This window comes from Mucilaginibacter sp. 21P (assembly GCF_019331605.1).
Classification (GTDB): Bacteria; Bacteroidota; Bacteroidia; order Sphingobacteriales; family Sphingobacteriaceae; genus Mucilaginibacter; species Mucilaginibacter achroorhodeus.
In genome coordinates this window covers 3,614,428-3,632,245 of sequence record NZ_CP063061.1, presented here as the reverse complement: position 1 = coordinate 3,632,245, position 17,818 = coordinate 3,614,428, and the positions used below count along the sequence as shown (strand labels likewise).

Annotated in this window: 19 protein-coding genes; 9 read left to right on the top strand and 10 right to left on the bottom strand. The window is 42.7% G+C overall.

Features of this window, described 5'->3' with window-relative positions; genetic code table 11:
- Nucleotides 1-26: 26 nt before the first annotated feature.
- The 6 genes from INP83_RS16135 to INP83_RS16110 all read right to left on the bottom strand — a co-directional run bounded on the left by INP83_RS16135 (nt 27) and on the right by INP83_RS16110 (nt 3,532).
- Nucleotides 27-977, bottom strand: a complete 951-nt coding sequence (locus tag INP83_RS16135; RefSeq protein ID WP_146269590.1) for an aldo/keto reductase — start codon at nt 975-977, stop codon at nt 27-29.
- Nucleotides 978-991: 14 nt separating this feature from the next.
- A complete protein-coding gene (locus tag INP83_RS16130) occupies nt 992-1,207 on the bottom strand; it encodes a hypothetical protein (protein WP_146269589.1) in 216 nt (71 codons plus the stop codon).
- Nucleotides 1,208-1,366: 159 nt separating this feature from the next.
- A complete protein-coding gene (locus INP83_RS16125; protein WP_219125074.1) occupies nt 1,367-1,885 on the bottom strand; it encodes a GNAT family N-acetyltransferase in 519 nt (172 codons plus the stop codon).
- Nucleotides 1,885-2,475, bottom strand: coding sequence for a hypothetical protein (locus tag INP83_RS16120; RefSeq protein WP_146269587.1), 591 nt, complete (start codon nt 2,473-2,475; stop codon nt 1,885-1,887). The genes INP83_RS16125 and INP83_RS16120 overlap by 1 nt, the downstream gene beginning before the upstream one ends.
- The gene (locus INP83_RS16115) at nt 2,462-2,962 is read right to left on the bottom strand and encodes an RNA polymerase sigma factor (protein ID WP_146269586.1); all 501 of its coding nucleotides are present in this window, start codon (nt 2,960-2,962) and stop codon (nt 2,462-2,464) included. Before INP83_RS16115 ends, INP83_RS16120 begins: the two co-directional genes overlap by 14 nt.
- Nucleotides 2,963-3,004: 42 nt before the next feature.
- Nucleotides 3,005-3,532 (bottom strand): hypothetical protein, encoded by a 528-nt coding sequence (locus INP83_RS16110; RefSeq protein WP_219125073.1) that lies wholly within the window; start codon nt 3,530-3,532, stop codon nt 3,005-3,007.
- Between the two features lie 45 nt (nt 3,533-3,577).
- Here INP83_RS16110 and INP83_RS16105 point away from each other — a divergent pair, with 45 nt between their 5' ends.
- The 4 genes from INP83_RS16105 (at nt 3,578) to rpmA (ending at nt 6,385) form a co-directional block, all read left to right on the top strand.
- A complete protein-coding gene (locus INP83_RS16105) occupies nt 3,578-4,975 on the top strand; it encodes a dicarboxylate/amino acid:cation symporter (RefSeq protein ID WP_219125072.1) in 1,398 nt (465 codons plus the stop codon).
- Between the two features lie 115 nt (nt 4,976-5,090).
- On the top strand, nt 5,091-5,513 hold the full coding sequence (locus tag INP83_RS16100) for a hypothetical protein (RefSeq protein ID WP_255563173.1): 423 nt from the start codon (nt 5,091-5,093) through the stop codon (nt 5,511-5,513).
- A gap of 91 nt (nt 5,514-5,604) precedes the next feature.
- Nucleotides 5,605-5,913, top strand: coding sequence for a 50S ribosomal protein L21 (rplU, locus tag INP83_RS16095; RefSeq protein ID WP_146269583.1), 309 nt, complete (start codon nt 5,605-5,607; stop codon nt 5,911-5,913).
- Between the two features lie 49 nt (nt 5,914-5,962).
- A complete protein-coding gene (gene rpmA / locus INP83_RS16090; RefSeq protein ID WP_146269582.1) occupies nt 5,963-6,385 on the top strand; it encodes a 50S ribosomal protein L27 in 423 nt (140 codons plus the stop codon).
- A 156-nt stretch (nt 6,386-6,541) separates the two neighbouring features.
- On the opposite strand, the gene INP83_RS16085 is transcribed toward rpmA, so the two are convergent.
- The 3 genes from INP83_RS16085 to rnr all read right to left on the bottom strand — a co-directional run bounded on the left by INP83_RS16085 (nt 6,542) and on the right by rnr (nt 11,345).
- Entirely contained in the window at nt 6,542-8,140 is a 1,599-nt protein-coding gene (locus INP83_RS16085; protein ID WP_219125071.1) for a M1 family metallopeptidase, read from the bottom strand.
- A 13-nt stretch (nt 8,141-8,153) separates the two neighbouring features.
- Complete coding sequence (locus tag INP83_RS16080; RefSeq protein ID WP_146270851.1) at nt 8,154-9,128, bottom strand: polyprenyl synthetase family protein; 975 nt, start codon at nt 9,126-9,128, stop codon at nt 8,154-8,156.
- A gap of 75 nt (nt 9,129-9,203) precedes the next feature.
- Complete coding sequence (rnr, locus tag INP83_RS16075) at nt 9,204-11,345, bottom strand: ribonuclease R (protein ID WP_219125070.1); 2,142 nt, start codon at nt 11,343-11,345, stop codon at nt 9,204-9,206.
- A 170-nt stretch (nt 11,346-11,515) separates the two neighbouring features.
- On the opposite strand from rnr, the gene INP83_RS16070 reads away from it, so the two are divergent.
- Nucleotides 11,516-12,838, top strand: a complete 1,323-nt coding sequence (locus INP83_RS16070) for an MFS transporter (RefSeq protein WP_219125069.1) — start codon at nt 11,516-11,518, stop codon at nt 12,836-12,838.
- A gap of 9 nt (nt 12,839-12,847) precedes the next feature.
- Nucleotides 12,848-13,576 (top strand): (Fe-S)-binding protein, encoded by a 729-nt coding sequence (locus INP83_RS16065; protein WP_146270857.1) that lies wholly within the window; start codon nt 12,848-12,850, stop codon nt 13,574-13,576.
- Between the two features lie 41 nt (nt 13,577-13,617).
- On the opposite strand, the gene INP83_RS16060 is transcribed toward INP83_RS16065, so the two are convergent.
- Nucleotides 13,618-14,559, bottom strand: a complete 942-nt coding sequence (locus INP83_RS16060) for an ion channel (protein WP_219125068.1) — start codon at nt 14,557-14,559, stop codon at nt 13,618-13,620.
- Between the two features lie 276 nt (nt 14,560-14,835).
- Between INP83_RS16060 and trpD the strand changes: the two genes are divergently transcribed.
- Genes trpD through trpB form a run of 3 tightly spaced genes read left to right on the top strand, consistent with a single transcriptional unit; the run spans nt 14,836 to nt 17,664 of the window.
- Nucleotides 14,836-15,825 carry an anthranilate phosphoribosyltransferase gene (gene trpD / locus INP83_RS16055; RefSeq protein WP_219125067.1) on the top strand — a complete coding sequence of 330 codons (990 nt, stop codon included), beginning with the start codon at nt 14,836-14,838 and terminating at the stop codon, nt 15,823-15,825.
- Nucleotide 15,826: 1 nt separating this feature from the next.
- Nucleotides 15,827-16,450, top strand: coding sequence for a phosphoribosylanthranilate isomerase (locus tag INP83_RS16050; protein WP_219125066.1), 624 nt, complete (start codon nt 15,827-15,829; stop codon nt 16,448-16,450).
- Between the two features lie 32 nt (nt 16,451-16,482).
- On the top strand, nt 16,483-17,664 hold the full coding sequence (trpB, locus tag INP83_RS16045) for a tryptophan synthase subunit beta (RefSeq protein ID WP_219125065.1): 1,182 nt from the start codon (nt 16,483-16,485) through the stop codon (nt 17,662-17,664).
- The last annotated feature ends 154 nt before the right edge of the window (nt 17,665-17,818 follow it).

Sequence of the window (17,818 nt, the reverse complement as noted above, 5' to 3'; positions counted from 1 at the left end):
CTTTATTTCTTGGCTATCTGCAGTTATTAATAGCTGCTGGCTTTGGTTAGCTGCTCAATAGTTTCGCGGCTTAGCTCCAGTTGTGCTGCGTTGGCCAGATCATCTAATTGTTTAACACTTGTAGCGCTGGCAATAGGAGCGGTAATACCCTGCCTTGCTATAAGCCAGGCTATAGCTACGCTTGCAGGCGTTGTATTGTACTCTTGGGCAACTTCATCAAGCGCACGCAAAATAGTAAACCCCCGGCTGTTCAAATATTTTTTGATACCACCGCCACGTTTGCTTTTATTAAGGTCGTTCTCTGAACGGTATTTACCTGTAAGGAAACCGCTTGCCAGCGAGTAGTAGGTAATAACGCCTAAACCAGCTTCATGACAAAGTGCTTCGTATTGGCGCTCGTAATCTTCCCGGTCGTAAAAATTGTATTCGGGTTGCAGGGTTTCGTAGCGGGCGAAGCCGTTATCCTGACTTACCTGCAGCGCTTGGCGCAGACGCTGGTGACCGTAATTGCTTGCACCTATGGCCCTTACCTTGCCCTGTTTTATCAGATCGGTAAATGCCTCAAGCGTTTCTTCCAAAGGCGTTTCCTGATCATCGTCATGCGCCTGGTAAAGATCGACATAATCAGTTTGCAACCTGCGTAACGAGTCTTCAACGGCCTGTGTGATATATGCTTTTGACAGCCCTTTTTTATCATCACCCATCGGCTTGCCAACTTTGGTTGCCAGGATGATCTTATCACGCTTACCACCTTGTTTAAACCAGTTACCTATAATGGTCTCCGACTGACCGCCAACACCATCATGAGCCCAGCGCGAATACACATCGGCCGTATCGACAAAATTGAAGCCTTTGTCAACAAAGGCGTCCAGCAGTTCAAAAGATGTTTTTTCATCTGCCGTCCAACCAAAAACATTGCCCCCAAAACATAGTGGAAGCACCTCAATGCCTGATTTTCCTAATTCACGTTTTTCCATTATATCACGTTGCTTTATTTGGTTTGTATCTGTTCGGCAAGTTCATCTATCCAGCCGGATAAATATGGTTCTGAACCTGCAATGCGCTCCCAATTGCCTTCGGCATCCTTGGCAATGCTTAGTTCAATACTATCATCAATAGCTTTAAAGGTATATACACCGGCGTTAGCGGTAACTACGCCGTTGACATCTGTATCTGTACCGGTGAGTACTGCATCAAATTGTTCCATGTTAGTTCTTTGTTTTAAAATCTAACAAGCCTTCTTGGATACGGTTTGAAATAAGTTGGATAGAAGTTTTCAATAGGTAGTCAAAGATCTCACGAGATCAATTTGACATGTTGGCGAATGAGGGCTCACGCGGCACGCGTGCGCCAATGATAAACTTGTTTAAATTAGATCTTTCTTCATTAATAGGTCTAACTGGTTATCGGCACCCAATTTGAACGGATGGCTGCCGAACACAACAAAACCTTTGCTTTGATAGAATGCAAGCGCCTTTTCGTTATGTTCCCAAACGCCCAACCAGATAAATTTTTTTCCGGTTTCCATGGCTTTATTAATGGCATAATCCATCAAATATTTACCAACTTTTTGCCCCTGGAATTTTTCTAACACATAGATGCGCTCCAGTTCCAATGCATCATTACCTTGTTGTTCTGTTTGGGCATTGTTAAAGTTTAGCTTGAGATAACCTGCAACTTCGTTATCTCCCAAGGCAAAGTAAATTTCAGATTCGGGGTTGGAAAGCTCAGCGATTGTATTTGCTATAGTGAATGCTTCTTTTGCATAGGCCTGCATGTGGGCAGGATCGTTCTTTGAGGCAAAAGCATCAAAAAAAGTTTGCTGCCTTATGTTAAGCAATAGATCAGCTTCGTTTAAATCAACACGCCTCAGTGTAATCTTCATTAATCAAATTGTTGTTGCAGGCGCTCTAAACGGTCTATCATCAGGTTAAGCTTTTCTTCCTCGCTGCGCATCATGCGTGGCTTGATATAGAATGTGGTGAATAGGAACCAAATGGCAGTTAGTCCGTAAGTGGCAACTTTAAAACCTACCGAGGCATTTTCCAACACCTCAACAAAATATAAAGCCAACCCGGCACTAAGCAACAATATGTACAGATAATAAAACCAGCCCACCGTACGTGAACGGTCTTTTTGGTACTGCTTCAGGCTATCCAAATAGTCTGAAGGATTTTGAGTAAGATCGTGCTTGTTAAGCATATGGTAATGGCGTATCATAAAATACAGATAGATAGCCATTGCAAATAAAATTATAAGGATACCGAACGTAGTGGCCGGCGATTTAAACGCCATAAAAAACATCAGGATAAATGCTGCCGCAACGGTGCCTATCATCGCCACAATACCCCAATACAGGCGTGTAGTGAACGCACGGATCCCCTTCTTAACCTGTTTGACTACGTCGTCAACAGATAAGTGCTCTTTAGGCGGCTGTGCCTGCCAAACCGACATTAAGTGATCAAAGTCCTTCATGATGATTGTATAACTCTGTCAGTTTTTGTTTAATACGGTGGATCTTTACTCTCAAATTTCCTTCTGATATGCCCGAAACCTCTGCGATCTCGGGATACGGCACTTCATCAAGTACCAATGTTATAATAATTCTTTCCGATTCCTCAAGTTTTGATATACACTTGTATAGCAAAGCAACCTGCTCATTTTTTTCAGAAAATTCCTCGCGTTTGGTTTCGGCTATCTGCGGTGTAAGCTCGTCCTTAGCCTGCCGTTTTTCTGATCGCAAATAAGTTAAACAAGTATTTACTGCAATACGATAAATCCAGGTTGAGATAAGTGCCTGATTACGAAATTTGTGTAGATTTTGCCAAACCTTCAGGAAGGTCTCCTGCAAAAGGTCGTTAGCCGCATCGTCGTCACCTGTGTAACCATAGCACAAATGGAAGATCTTTTTTGAATTGGCCTCATATATTCGCCTGAAAGCTTCTTCGTTGTTATCCGCCACTTGTTAATAATTTATAGGTTTGACAAAGTAAAGCACTAAAAGTTACAACTCGTAACTTTTTTTACTGAACCAGGCGTATTTGCCGTCGGCGTCGGCAATCAACTGCTCATAGTCGTTAATGTAATCATACTGCAGATCCTCGTGCAGTTTGCTCAACACCCCTTTAATTTTATCTATCTGGCGCGTTAGGATGAGCCTGATGGGTTTATGCGAAGTTTGCTTAACAACATACTGCATATAATTTTGGCAAAAGTTTATAAGCAATTCAACTTCGGCTGTTTTGTTGCCTGTAAATTTGATGTATTTGGTAAGCATCTTTAAGATCTTGCGCAGGCCTTTAGCTGTGAAATATGGTTGTACGGGCAGCTGACTAAACATAAAACCGGCCTCGGCCTTTACCGACTCTATGAAATCCTGCTCGTTGTGCGATTCAAATAACAGATAAGCCAGCAGCTCTTTGTTCTCTTTTTTGTAGCGGGTAAGGCGCAGGCATAACTCGGCCAAATGCTCGGCAGGTAGGTGCTGTAATTCTTTCTTTATTTGCTGTAATCCGTAGGTAGTAATACTCATCCGTTAACCTTAGCTTTATTTTCCTATTTTTGCGCCATACTTAAAATGCAGAAGAGCAAACTTACCCTTTACATTTTTATTGCTTTGGTGCTTGGCGTAATTGCCGGCTATACTTACAACGCTACGGTTATTAACAATATTAATACCACTATAAGCGCCGCCGAAGTAAAGATAAAAACATTAGACGAGCAAATTGCCGTTAGTACCGATACCACAGCAATAAGCTTCAAAGCGCTAAAGAAAGAACGCGCTGCCCAGGCTACCGTACGCAAGGATGCCGACAAAGCTCGTGAGGATAAACTGGAGATTTTTACTATCCTGAGTGATGTTTTTCTTCGCCTGATAAAAATGATCGTTGCGCCTTTGGTATTTACAACGTTGGTTGTGGGCGTTGCCAAGGTAGGTGATATAAAAGCTGTTGGCAGGATAGGCGGTAAGACCTTGCTTTGGTTTTTAAGCGCTACGCTGGTATCACTACTGTTAGGTATGATGCTGGTAAACTTCTTCCGCCCCGGCGAGGCTATGCATTTACCATTGCCTGATAGCCATTTATCAACTGGTATTCAAAAAACGGCTCTTTCGCTGCGCGATTTCATTAGCCACGTGTTCCCAAGAAGTTTTGTGGAATCAATGGCGAATAATGAGATTCTGCAGATAGTGGTCTTTGCGCTATTCTTTGGCGTGGCAACCGCTGCCATTGGTGAAAAAGGTGATGTTGTAGTTAAAGCGTTGGATGCCATTGCGCATGTGATATTGAAAATAACCGGCTATGTAATGCAACTGGCACCGCTTGCGGTATTTGGTGCTATTACAGCGATCATCGCTAAACAGGGGTTAGGTATTTTATCTACTTACGCCATATTTATAGGCGAGTTTTATTTCTCGTTGCTATTATTATGGCTGGTGATCGTGTTAGCCGGATTCTTTGTATTGAAGGGTAGGGTATTTAACCTGGTAAGCAGGATAAAGGATGCTATACTTATCGCCTTTAGTACATCAACCAGCGAGGCCGCTTATCCTAAAGTGTTGTTAGAGCTTGAGCGCTTTGGCTGTAAAGACAAAATTGTAAGCTTTGTATTGCCCCTTGGCTACTCGTTCAACCTCGATGGCTCTATGATGTACATGACCTTCGCTTCATTGTTCTTAGCACAATCATACAATATCCATCTTTCGTTTCAGCATCAGCTATCTATGCTATTAGTACTTATGCTCACCAGTAAAGGAATTGCAGGTGTGCCGCGTGCATCATTAGTAGTGATCGCAGGTACCGTTTCCATGTTCAACATCCCCGAGGCGGGTTTGGCTTTATTAATAGGTATTGATCCTTTACTCGACATGGGACGCTCTGCTACTAACGTATTGGGTAACGCAATGGCCACGGCAGTAGTAAGCAAATGGGAAGGAGAGCTGGGCCCGCAATCTGAGGATGCCGCTGAATTATAATCCACTAAATCAATGATTCGATAATTAAATAACGATGTCTAATCGCGCTAAAAAAATATTTCTTCTTCTAAGTGTTGTTGTGCCGTTTATGCTGTATTGTGTTTACTATTACGGTATGATGGTTAAGAACGCACCCTATAAATTTGCCGAATTTGAAAGCTTGAAACTGGAATATGGTTTTAATGACAGTTTGCTAAACAAGTACAATTCTGCAACCGGCGATTACCAGTTTGTGAACCGTAAAGATTCTGTGGTGAAAATGCACATGAACCTGAGCAAAGATGATCTGCTTTATCTGCACCGCAAAGCTGCTGAGCTTGGTTTCTGGGATTTCCCCGCAAACGAAATCAAGAAAGACCCCAAAGAACGCTCAATGCGTTACATTATAGAGTATAAGTACAAGCGCAAAACCAAACGTGTAGTTTATGATGAGGCCTATGATGGTAATGAGAAGCTGAAAGATGCCAACGAGCGCCTGATAAAGGAAATACAAAAGAAACTTGATGAGAATGAAGCAAGGCTCAGAAATATCAAATAAAGCCCTGGAAGTAAAAATAAATTAAGGTTTCTTATTTACATATTAATGCATATATTTGCACCTCAAAATTTAAAACAATAATTAATCAACAATGTACGCAATAGTAAGTATAGCCGGGCAACAGTTTAAAGTTGCGAAAGACCAGCAGATCTTTGTACACCGTTTACAAGGAGACGAAGGCGCTAATATTGAATTTGACAACGTGTTGTTAGCAGAGAACGAAGGTAAATTTAAATTAGGTTCTGATTTAAAAGGCGCTAAGGTATCAGCTAAGATCGTGTCTCATTTAAAAGGTGATAAAGTAATCGTTTTCAAAAAGAAAAGAAGAAAAGGTTACAAAAAGAAAAACGGTCACCGTCAGCAATTCACCAAGATCGAGATCACTGGTATCACTTTATAATTAGATTTTAAACTTGCGGGAATTTAATTCCTGTTAAAAATATTAAGAAATGGCACACAAAAAAGGGGCCGGTAGTTCACGAAACGGCCGCGAATCGCATAGCAAACGTTTAGGTATCAAAATTTTTGGTGGTCAGCCGGCTATTGCAGGTAACATCATTGTTCGCCAGCGTGGTACACAACACAACCCGGGCCTTAATGTAGGTATCGGTAAAGACCATACTTTATTCGCTCTTATCGACGGTAAAGTTGTTTTCAAAAAGAAAGCTGATAACCGTTCATACGTATCAGTACTTCCTTTAGAAGATGCACCAGTTGCTGAAGTTGCTGCTCCTAAAGCGGCTGCAAAAAAAGAGGCAAAAGCTGTCGAAGCTCCGGTAGCTGAAGAGGCTCCAAAAGCTAAGAAAGCTGCTGCTCCAAAAGCAAAGAAAGAAGAAGCTGCTGATACTGCTGAAGAAGCTGCTGCAGAGTAATCTTCAATTACAGATATAGAAAAGCCCCGGTCAAAAATGATCGGGGCTTTTTTGTTGTTATTTAAGGCGTGATGATGAATTATTTGTCATGGTGAGCTTGTCGAACCATTAACCGACAGGATTAGTCTTCGACGAGCTCAGACTGACAATAAGTGGCTACTCCAATACCACTTTCTTCAAATACCAGCTATCAGGATCTATTACCGGAATAGTTTTACTGGCAACTGTTTGGCCTTGCGGCGATAACATCATGCGTTGTTTGCCTTTGTCTGTAACCACATCTACCGGCAAAGTCATGCTGATGTTTTGTAGCTTGATTAGGTAGCTGTCGCCGGGGCGGGCTTTCACATCTACTTCTAACTTATCTGTGGTACGCAGGTACATATCAAACAAGGGTTTTAATGATTGGCCGTAGGCTTTGCTAAAGTATTGTTCAACATCATCAGTAACGTTCTGATGGTCGTAAGTGAATTGCGGGTCGGTGGCCAGGCCTTTTAACGTTTTAAAGAATAAGGTATCGCCCATTACATAGTGGAGTGTATGCATAAAGAAACCGCCCTTGCTGTAAATATCACCATTGTAAGCTGATGCTTCATCAATGTCCTTACCTAAGACTATTGGTTGTTTATTTTGGATACCATAGGCCGACCTTTTAAAACGATCTATATACGCTTGTCGGCCTTCCAGATCTAATATAGGCAGGGCATCAGCATAGGTGTCAATACCCTCGTGGATCCAGTAATCGGCCCAGTCTCGGGCGGTAACTTTATTGCCCCACCACTCGTGTCCAAATTCATGAAACATCAGCCAGTCAAAGTCCTGTCCACCAACTTTTGTGTACCTGAATTTATTACCGTAAGCGTTCATGCTCTGATGTTCCATACCCAAGTGAGGTGTTTCAACAATACCCAGTTTTTCTTTAGCCCAGGGATATTCGCCAAAATACTTTTCTTTAGCCTGCGCCGCTTTTATCACCATTTCAACCAGGTGAGGCCCTTGTGCAGCATGTTCTTTTAAGACATAAAATTGTACAGGTACTGTGTTGCCTGCAACAGATCTGTATGAACCTTTAGCGACTGTATAATCGCCTGCATTAAAAACCAGGCTGTAATTGTTAATAGAATATTTGGTTTGCCAATGATAGGTAGCTGTACCACCTTTTTTACTTACGCCTTTAAGCAAACCCGGGCCGGCAACTACAAGGTCTGCCGGTACGGTTATGTACATATCAGCGCCTTCGTTAGGTTCATCGCTTGGATGATCTTTGCAAGGGAAGTAGATTTTGCCGCCGGTTTGCTCTGCCGTAACCGCCAACCAGGGGTGACCGGTTGAGTCCTGAGTCCAAGTGAAACCATCGTCCCATGGTGGTCTTTTAGCAATGCGTGGCTTGCCGCTGTAAATTACTTTTATAGCCGCTTTGCCTGCAGGAAGTTCTTTATTAAGGTTGATGGTGATGAGGCCGTTCTTATGTTCAAACGGTTCTTTGTTGCCATTAACCGCTACATCGCTTACACGGAGGGAGTCCAGCAGATCAAGTACCAGCGTTTTTGTTGGCTGTTTCATGATCACATCAACAGTGGTATTTCCATCGATAGATTTCTCCTGGAAGTTGCAATTGATCGCTATGTTGTAATGGCGAACATCCATGATAGCTTGCTCCGGTTTTAGTTTACCGCCGGAGGTTTGGGCGTTTACCTTAAAACAAAAAACGCTTAAGCATAAAGCAAAAGCGTATGTAAACAGATTTTTTTTCATTGTGATTATAATATCAATATTCCCTTACCAACAACCCATCAGCAAAATCGCGCAGGTATTGCTTGTTTTCTTCGGGGAGGTTTAATTTGTCTAAAGCAGCAAAAGCTTTATCGGCATAAGCATGCATTTCAGTTTCTGCATAGTGGCGTATGTTGGCTTTGTTGTAGATAGCGGTAACTGCTGCAACTTTCTCCGCGGCGTCAAATTGTTTGTAAGTAACCCATTGATCGAGTTCCTGGGCATCTGTGCCTTCGACCAGTTCAAGCGCCTTGATCAATAGATACGTTTTTTTGTTAGAGATAATATCGCCGCCCACTTGTTTGCCAAATTTCTCCGGGTCGCCATAAACGTCAAGAATATCATCCTGTAACTGAAATGCGATACCTAAATTAATGCCAAAATCCGAAAGTAGTTCCGCATCCCTAACATCCGCATTGCCTATCAAAGCACCAATTTTAAGTGCTCCGCCCAGCACAACGGCCGTTTTCAGTCGGATCATGTTGATGTATTCCTTGATGCTGATATCTATCTTTGTTTCGAATGTCATGTCCAACTGCTGGCCTTCGCAAACACCAACAGCTGTGTCATTAAAAATATCCAGGACGGTGCGCAGGATATTTTCGCGCACCTGCATCATCAGCTTATAACCTTCAATAAGCATCACATCTCCCGAAAGAATGGCTACATTACTGTTCCATTTTTCATGTACGGTTGTTTTACCTCGGCGTTTTGGAGCATTGTCCATAATGTCATCATGCATCAGCGTGAAGTTATGAAACACCTCGATGGCAAGGGCGGGAGGGAGTGCTTCATTCACATCGCCCCCAAAAAGGTCACAGGCCATTAAAAGTAGGGCAGGGCGCATACGCTTTCCGCCTAATGCAAGTATGTATTGGATAGGCTCATATAACTCCGCCGGGTATGTGGGGAATTTAAGATCGGCTACGGAATTGGCAATCAGCGATTGCAGTTCGTCGAGTTGTCTCATTCAGGGCGTGATTGGTGAGTAGTTAGCGGAGGAGATAGATCTTCCACCGCTAAGTCACTAAATCATTATAAAATGTTATTCGTTTAACAGGGTAAAGTCTATCTGCTTTTTGGTCAGATCAACATTTTTTACCCTAATTTTTACCTCATCGCCCAGTTGGTATATCTTCTTTTTACGCTGGCCGATAATGGCGTAATTCTTTTCGTCTAAGGTATAAAAATCGTCTGTAATATCTCGCAGGCGAATCATGCCCTCGCACTTATTTTCAATCAATTCTACATACATACCCCATTCTGTTACGCCCGAGATAATGCCGGTAAACACATTGCCCACCTGGTCGCGCAGGTATTCTGCCTGTTTATATTTAACAGATGCGCGTTCTGCATCGGCAGCACGTTTCTCCATTGCCGAGCTATGTTTACAAAGCTCCTCGTAATGGTCGGCATTAGCGCTTTTGCCACCATCAAGGTAGTGGAATAATAGCCTGTGAACCATCACATCGGGGTATCGCCTAATAGGCGAGGTAAAATGGGTGTAGTGAGAAAATGCCAGGCCGTAATGGCTGGTAGTTTTAGTTGTGTAGATGGCCTTAGCCATTGACCTGATAGCTAGATGTGTAAGCACATTCTGTTCCATTTTACCCTCAACGTCCTCCATCAGGAAATTAAGCGATTTCGCTATCTCTTTATCTGATTTGGTATTGATCTTGTAACCGAACCTTGCTGCAAACTGCGCGAAGTTATTCAATGCATCCGGCTTAGGCGAATCGTGTGCGCGGTAAACAAAAGTGTATTTATTTTTGCCCTTGCCCATTTTGCTCACATGTTCGGCAACCTTACGATTGGCCAATAGCATAAAGTCTTCAATGAGTTTGTGTGCATCTTTACGTTCCTTTACATAAACGCCAATGGGCTTGCTGTTTTCATCCAGCTTAAACTTAACTTCCGTAGTTTCAAAACTTATGGCGCCGGCTTTAAATTTGCGGTCGCGAAGTTTATGGGCCAACGCATTCAGCTTTAATATTTCTTCAGTATAGTCGCCTTGTTGGGTTTCTATTACATCCTGTACTTCCTCGTACGTGAAACGCCTGTTAGAGTGTATAACCGTTTTGCCAAACCACTCGTTGTGAATATTCGCTTCTTCGTCAAGCTCAAAAACAGCTGCAAAACAAAGTTTATCTTCATTGGGGCGAAGTGAGCATAATCCGTTTGATAGCCGCTCGGGCAGCATAGGAATTACGCGGTCCACCAGATAAACGGATGTACCACGCTCGTAGGCTTCCTTATCCAAAGCAGAATCGGGGATAATATAGTGTGCTACATCGGCAATGTGCACGCCAACTTCGTAATTGCCGTTGTCCAATTTTTTAAAAGATAAGGCGTCATCAAAGTCTTTGGCATCAAACGGGTCAATAGTAAAGGTAAGTACATCCCTAAAATCGCGGCGACGGGCGATCTCTTCTTCTGAGATAACATCGGTTATTGCTTCTGCTTCATACTCAACCTCTGCAGGGAAAGTCAAAGGAAAACCGTACTCAGCCAATATGGCGTTCATCTCGGTATCGTTCTCGCCCTGCTGGCCCAGTACATGTTTAATGCGCCCAACCGGGTTCTTAGCACCGGCAGGCCAGTCGGTTATCTCTGCAACGGCCTTTATGCCATTCTTGGCACCATTTAGTTCGCTTAGCGGGATAAAGATATCGTGCATCATCTTCCTGTCGTCTGCCAGGAAGAAGGCATAATGTTCTGATAAACGCACCACACCGGTAAACTCCATTTTGTGGCGCTTCAGTATTTCTATGATCTCACCCTCTTTACGTTTACCACGGCTTTTGGCATAAACGTAAACCTTAACCCTATCGCCATTTAATGCATTACGCAATTTGCGAGGGGCAACGTAGATATCGCTTTCAAACTCGTCGTCGGTAACAATAAAGGCAGAGCCGTCGTTGGTAAGATCAACTTTACCCTCTACAAAGGTTTTAAGCTCAAGTAATTGAAATTTGCCCGGAGATATTTCCTTAAGCACACCTTTAAAGGTCTCTTCATCAAGGATATCATTGATAACGGCCCGTGCTTCGGGGTCACGGACGTTTAGTTTTGCGGATACCTGCTTATAGTTAAGTGGGGTGTTGCCGTTCTGCTCAAATATGTCTAAAACCATTTGCGTTAGCACCTGGTCTATAGACGATTTATTTTTCTTTTTCTTTTTTGACATAGATAGTTGTTGCGCTAAGATACTAATCGTATCCGCTAAAAATTACAATGCAAACATAACAGTTTTGAAATGTCTATTGTTAGCGGAAAAGGCAACTTAATCTGACTTGCCGAGATGCTGTTAGTACTGATATTTTGTAAAAGCCGAAAATTGCATACTTTTAAAAAGCAATGGAAGCAAAAAATAACCCTAAAACCATCCGCGCCTGGGCCATGTTTGATTGGGCCAACTCGGCGTATAATCTTGTCATCACATCAACTATTTTCCCTGCGTATTATGTAGCTATCACCCAAAATGAAGCCACAGGTAATAAAGTCAATTTTTTTGGATTGAGCTTTGTAAACACCGCCCTCACTGATTACGCCCTTGCTGCCGCTTACCTGATAATGGTTATCCTGCTGCCTGTTTTAAGCGCAGTTGCCGACTACCGGGGCAACAAAAAGATATTTATGCAATTCTTCACTTTGCTGGGTTCCCTGGCTTGCTGCGGATTATTCTTTTTTAAGGCATCAACTTTAGAGTTAGGCGTAATTTGCTTTGCCTTGGCGGCCATTGGCTATAGCGGCGGTTTCGTTTTTTATAACTCCTACCTGCCGGAGATAGCCACCATCGATATGCAGGATAAGGTAAGTGCCAAGGGTTTCACCTTTGGGTACATTGGCAGCGTCTTGTTGCAACTGGTGTGCTTCGCCTTTGTATTAAAGCCCGAGATCTTTGGTATAACAGATAAATCGTTACCTGCCCGGATATCGTTTTTATTGGTTGGTATCTGGTGGATAGGTTTTGCCCTTATTCCATTTAGTATACTGCCAAAGGGTAGTCCTAACGCGCAATCACACCATAAAAATATTATCAAAGGTGGATTTGAGGAGTTAGGTAAAGTATGGCAAAAGGTAAAAACCATGCCTTTACTAAAACGCTTTTTGCCAGCGTTTTTCTTTTACTCGATGGGGGTACAAACCATTATGCTGGTTGCTACAGGCTTTGCCGCTAAAGAATTGAAAATGGAAACCTCTGCATTAATATCTATAATTCTTATTATCCAGTTAGTAGCTATTGTTGGTGCAACACTGATGTCCAGCTTGTCTGATAAATATGGCAACGTACGGATATTGATCTTTGTGGTTTTCATATGGATAGGCGTTTGTGTAGCCGCTTATTTTACTACGAGCTCAACACAATTTTACGTAGTAGCCGTAGTGGTGGGTTTAGTGATGGGAGGGATACAATCACTTTCCAGATCAACTTATTCAAAGTTCTTGCCTGAGAACATCAGCGATACAGCATCGTTTTTCAGCTTTTATGATGTTACCGAAAAACTGGCGATTGTAGGTGGTTTGTTCAGCTTTGGATTTATAGAAGAGATGACCGGCAGCATGCGAAATTCAACCCTGGTATTAGGGACTTTCTTTATTATAGGTTTGTTAATATTGTTTTCGTTGTTAAAGACTGAAAGGATTTTAAAGAAAAATACGGACTTTAGCGCGAGATAATTTCTGCCGATGACCATTGATCTGTTTATTCCGTGTTTTATAGACCAGTTGTACCCCGAAACTGCTTTTAATACTGTTAAGGTGTTAGAGAAGGCGGGTTGCCGGGTAAATTATAACCCCGAACAAACCTGTTGCGGTCAACCTGCTTTTAATGCGGGTTTTTGGGACGATGCCAAAACTGTGGCCAGCAAATTCCTTAATGATTTTAAAGAAGATAGTGTTATCGTATCACCGTCGGCCTCATGTACAGGGATGGTTCGTAATTATTATAACGATCTGTTCACCAACACTACATCACACAATAAATGCCGCAATATCCAAAGTAATATTTACGAGCTAAGCGATTTCCTGGTTAACATTCTGCAGGTAGATTATTTTGGTGCCGAACTGGATGGCAGGGCAGTATATCACGATAGCTGCGCGGGCCTACGCGAGTGCCACATTAAGGCAGAACCGCGTCAATTACTGGAAAAGGTACACGGACTGGAAGTAGTTGACCTGCCCGCCGGGGAAACTTGCTGTGGCTTCGGTGGCACCTTCTCTGTAAAGTTTGACGCAATTGCTTCTGCTATGGCTCAGCAAAAAGTAGATAATGCGCTATCTGTTGGTGCTGATTACATTATATCAACCGATGCCTCTTGCTTGTTGCATTTGCAGGGTTATATAGATAAGAATAACATCGCCTTAAAAACAATGCATATTGCAGATGTATTGGCAAACGGCTGGGGAAACATATAAGAGATTTGTACCTCGGCTGATCGCTTACAGATTAGCCCTCATTAACTTAGCGCCTCAAAAGTATTGATCTTGCTCATATCCAAAACGATCCTGCCTTCTTCATCGCGTTGAAACATAGGTACAAATTTAGCGCCCCAGACCATTTCGTTAGCCTGGTAGGCGGTACGCGAATGTACTGTTTGTGAAAAGGTATCATCAAACGCCTTAAGCAGAACTGAAAAGCTTGCTTCGCCTCTTTCAAAATCTTCCCGGGTAATATCTATCAGCGGGCTATCCTGATTCAATGGGTGCACCACCGTCCAGTTAAGCGAGAGCATACTTACATTTTTACGTTCCAGGCTTAACGGGAAAAATCGCCTCAATGGTTTGCCGTCTACCATTTCATTATAGGAGAATACCACTTCAATCTCCAGATCTATCAGTACATTTTTACGGATGTTACAAAGCCTGAACATCAATCCGCGGCGGCCACCATGATAAGGGGCCACCAAAAGATTTTCGCTGTACACTATCTTGGCAGTAGGCCTGGAGAAGCGCCCGTAAAGCAAACCTGTTGCCAGCGCAAATGCCAGTAAACCTAACATCGATTCAAATGCAGCAACACTGTTTGCAACAACACCCTGCGGGCTGATATGCCCGTAACCCACCGTAGAAATGGTTTGTGCCGAAAAAAAGAATGCATCTAAAAAATGGCTCATGCCATTACCTCCAGAAGTACCATCAAGGCTGCTGTGGCCAATGGCCACATAAATACCTGCAAATACGAGATTGGTAAATAAATAGCCGCTGAGTACCACCAACCAGAATTTAGTCCAGCTCATGGTGATAAGCGTATGATAAGTATCAGCCGTATTAAACCGCGACATGCCCTTGCGTTTTACATTCACGGTGCCATTCTTATTAAGCAAAGGCTGATTTTTGATAACCGGTTGCGGCCCAAAACCAAGGTCGTTCTCAGGATTTATTTTTTGTTCGCGAATCATTTAATATTTGATGGAAGGACTGATTACAAAGATGCGAATGAATAGCTCAATAATAAAGATAATCGCTCATCCGATATATCACTCATTCACACATTGTAAAATACCTCTTGCATTTGGTAAAAACAATTTCCATATTTGCCTCACAACAACATGAAAGTACAATTAAACAATAACTGGTGGTGGCTTAACGAATTATCGTAAGGCAACCTCATTTTTTGTTTTTTATAAAGATATTCAGGAAGGGTTGCCACATGGCAACCCTTTTTTTATTACCCAATGAAACAGATACTCAATCATTTATTCGAACATAAGACGTTCACCCGTGAGCAGTCGAGAGATATATTGAAAGACATCGCTACCGGCAAGTTTAACAACTCGCAAATGGCTGCTTTTATGACTGCCTATTGCATGCGCAGCATTACCGTTAACGAGCTGGAAGGTTTCCGTGATGCCATGCTGGAGCTTTGTTTGCCGGTAGACCTGCAAAATGGCGAATTGATTGACCTTTGCGGTACAGGTGGCGACGGTAAAGACACTTTTAATATCTCAACACTTGCATCATTTGTAGTTGCAGGCGCAGGTTATAAAGTGGCAAAGCATGGCAATTATGGTGTATCATCAGGGTGTGGTTCATCAAACGTGATGGAGCATTTGGGCTACACTTTTACTAATGATGGAGACAAGCTTAAGCAAAGCATTGACAAGGCGAACATTTGTTTCCTTCACGCTCCGCTTTTTCACCCGGCCATGAAAACTGTAGCACCTATTCGCCGGGAGCTGGGTGTAAAAACATTCTTTAATATGCTTGGCCCGCTGGCAAATCCGGCAAAGCCGCAAAACCAGATGGTAGGCGTATTTAACCTGGAGCTTGCCCGTATCTATGCGTATCTGTACCAAAAATCTGGCGTAAAGTACACCATTTTGAATGCGCTTGACGGTTATGACGAGATATCATTAACATGTGATTTCAAAACTTTTTCATCAGAAGGTGAAAGAGTTACAAGTGTTGAATCGCTGGGTTTCGAAAAGCTTAAAGAAGATCAGATAACCGGTGGGCATACCGTTGGCGAATCGGCTGATATTTTTATGAAAGTACTTAATGATGAAGCAACGAGTGCACAAATCAGCGTGGTATTAAGCAACGCGGCCATGGCCATCAAAACCATTAAACCTGATACCAGCTTTGCTGATTGTTTTTACGAAGCCGAAGAATCATTGGTAAGCAAAAAAGCGCTGAACAGTTTTAAAACACTTTTAGCTAATTAAAATGCACATCAAGGTTTGTGGCTTAAAATTCGAAGACAATATTAAAGCAGTCGGCGCTTTAAACCCCGACTACATGGGGTTTATATGTTATGATAGATCGCCCAGGTTTATCGGTGACCTTAACGAAGAGACCTTATATCACATACCCGCAGATATAATTAAAACCGGTGTTTTTGTCAATGAGGCTGCTGATGTGATAAGCAAACTGATCTACAAATATAAATTTGATGCTATACAGTTACACGGAAATGAATCGCCTGATTTTTGTGCTTTGTTCAAACACGAAGTTGAGGTTATCAAAGCTTTTGGTATAGATAATGACTTTGATTTTGGGCAGTTGGAAGCATACAAAGAAAGTGTCGATCTTTTTCTATTCGATACTAAAACACCCTCCCATGGTGGCTCAGGTAAAACATTCGATTGGGATATATTAACTCAGTACAAATTGGATGTGCCTTTCTTTTTATCAGGCGGCTTGAGCCTCGAGAACATCGGCGAGGTAGCAAAAATTAAGCACCCGGCGTTTTATGGCGTAGATCTAAACAGCAGGTTCGAGCTATCGCCAGGACTTAAAGATATTGATAAACTAAAACAAGCATTTATTGAGGTGAAAAGTAGAAGATAACATTCACTCAATCACTAATTCAACAATTAAACATGAAGTACGGAGTAAACGAACAAGGATATTACGGAGATTTCGGTGGAGCATACATACCTGAGATGTTGTATCCCAATGTTGAAGAATTGCGCCGCGAATACCTGAAAATATTGGATGACCCTGATTTTAAAGCGGAGTTTGACCAATTGATGAAGGATTACGTTGGCCGTCCTTCGCCTTTATACCACGCCAAACGCTACTCTGAAAAATATGGTGCAAATATTTTCTTCAAGCGAGAAGATCTGAACCATACCGGCTCGCATAAAATAAACAATGCTATTGGGCAAATATTGCTTGCTAAACGCCTTGGCAAAAAACGCATTATTGCTGAAACAGGTGCCGGCCAGCACGGGGTTGCAACAGCGACAGTTTGCGCTTTAATGGGCATCGAGTGCATTGTGTATATGGGCGAGATAGATATGGAGCGCCAGGCACCAAACGTTGCCCGCATGAAAATGTTAGGAGCAACAGTTGTACCTGCTACATCCGGCAGTAAGACGCTGAAGGATGCAACTAACGAGGCTCTGCGCGATTGGATAGCCAACCCTGTGGATACGCATTACATCATCGGCTCAGTGGTGGGGCCATATCCTTATCCGGAGATGGTAGCCAAATTTCAGTCCATCATATCTGCTGAAACTAAAGTACAGCTCAAAGAACACACCGGCAGCGAACTACCACAATACGTGCTGGCATGTGTTGGTGGCGGCAGCAATGCAATGGGCATGTTTTATAATTTTCTGGATGACGATGATGTTAAGTTAGTAGCTGTAGAAGCTGCAGGCAAGGGTGTGAACAGCGGGCACTCTGCCGCTACTACTGCGCTTGGCAAAGAGGGTGTATTGCACGGCAGTCGTACTATTTTAATGCAAAGCGACGACGGCCAGGTTATAGAGCCTTATTCTATATCAGCCGGTTTGGATTACCCCGGCATTGGCCCGCAGCACGCGCATTTGTATAAAGTTAATCGCGCTCAATACGTTAGCATCACCGATGAGGAATCATTAAATGCCGGGCTGCTTTGCTGCCAATTAGAAGGCATTATACCGGCCATAGAAACAGCCCATGCCTTGGCCCATCTGGAAAAGATGACCTTTAAGAAAGATGATAACGTGGTTATCTGTATCTCCGGCCGCGGTGATAAAGACCTGAACACATACATTAAGCATTTTGGATTTTAAAGGCTGAAGGATTGGAGATAAGTTAATTAGAGATTGGTAAGTTCCTGATCTCTGATCTTAAACCCTTGATTAATTGCTGCCATTGTATCATAACCGTACACATGCTGTTACACTTGCGTACAGCACGTACATTGTATATGCATTATAAGTATCT

Bases quoted from the DNA above. Each gene is read 5' to 3' on its own strand.
- INP83_RS16135 (WP_146269590.1), bottom strand. From the start codon at position 977: ATGGAAAAACGTGAATTAGGAAAATCAGGCATTGAGGTGCTTCCACTA.
- INP83_RS16130 (WP_146269589.1), bottom strand. From the start codon at position 1,207: ATGGAACAATTTGATGCAGTACTCACCGGTACAGATACAGATGTCAAC.
- INP83_RS16125 (WP_219125074.1), bottom strand. From the start codon at position 1,885: ATGAAGATTACACTGAGGCGTGTTGATTTAAACGAAGCTGATCTATTG.
- INP83_RS16120 (WP_146269587.1), bottom strand. From the start codon at position 2,475: ATGAAGGACTTTGATCACTTAATGTCGGTTTGGCAGGCACAGCCGCCT.
- INP83_RS16110 (WP_219125073.1), bottom strand. From the start codon at position 3,532: ATGAGTATTACTACCTACGGATTACAGCAAATAAAGAAAGAATTACAG.
- INP83_RS16105 (WP_219125072.1), top strand. From the start codon at position 3,578: ATGCAGAAGAGCAAACTTACCCTTTACATTTTTATTGCTTTGGTGCTT.
- INP83_RS16100 (WP_255563173.1), top strand. From the start codon at position 5,091: ATGATGGTTAAGAACGCACCCTATAAATTTGCCGAATTTGAAAGCTTG.
- rplU (WP_146269583.1), top strand. From the start codon at position 5,605: ATGTACGCAATAGTAAGTATAGCCGGGCAACAGTTTAAAGTTGCGAAA.
- rpmA (WP_146269582.1), top strand. From the start codon at position 5,963: ATGGCACACAAAAAAGGGGCCGGTAGTTCACGAAACGGCCGCGAATCG.
- INP83_RS16085 (WP_219125071.1), bottom strand. From the start codon at position 8,140: ATGAAAAAAAATCTGTTTACATACGCTTTTGCTTTATGCTTAAGCGTT.
- INP83_RS16080 (WP_146270851.1), bottom strand. From the start codon at position 9,128: ATGAGACAACTCGACGAACTGCAATCGCTGATTGCCAATTCCGTAGCC.
- rnr (WP_219125070.1), bottom strand. From the start codon at position 11,345: ATGTCAAAAAAGAAAAAGAAAAATAAATCGTCTATAGACCAGGTGCTA.
- INP83_RS16070 (WP_219125069.1), top strand. From the start codon at position 11,516: ATGGAAGCAAAAAATAACCCTAAAACCATCCGCGCCTGGGCCATGTTT.
- INP83_RS16065 (WP_146270857.1), top strand. From the start codon at position 12,848: ATGACCATTGATCTGTTTATTCCGTGTTTTATAGACCAGTTGTACCCC.
- INP83_RS16060 (WP_219125068.1), bottom strand. From the start codon at position 14,559: ATGATTCGCGAACAAAAAATAAATCCTGAGAACGACCTTGGTTTTGGG.
- trpD (WP_219125067.1), top strand. From the start codon at position 14,836: ATGAAACAGATACTCAATCATTTATTCGAACATAAGACGTTCACCCGT.
- INP83_RS16050 (WP_219125066.1), top strand. From the start codon at position 15,827: ATGCACATCAAGGTTTGTGGCTTAAAATTCGAAGACAATATTAAAGCA.
- trpB (WP_219125065.1), top strand. From the start codon at position 16,483: ATGAAGTACGGAGTAAACGAACAAGGATATTACGGAGATTTCGGTGGA.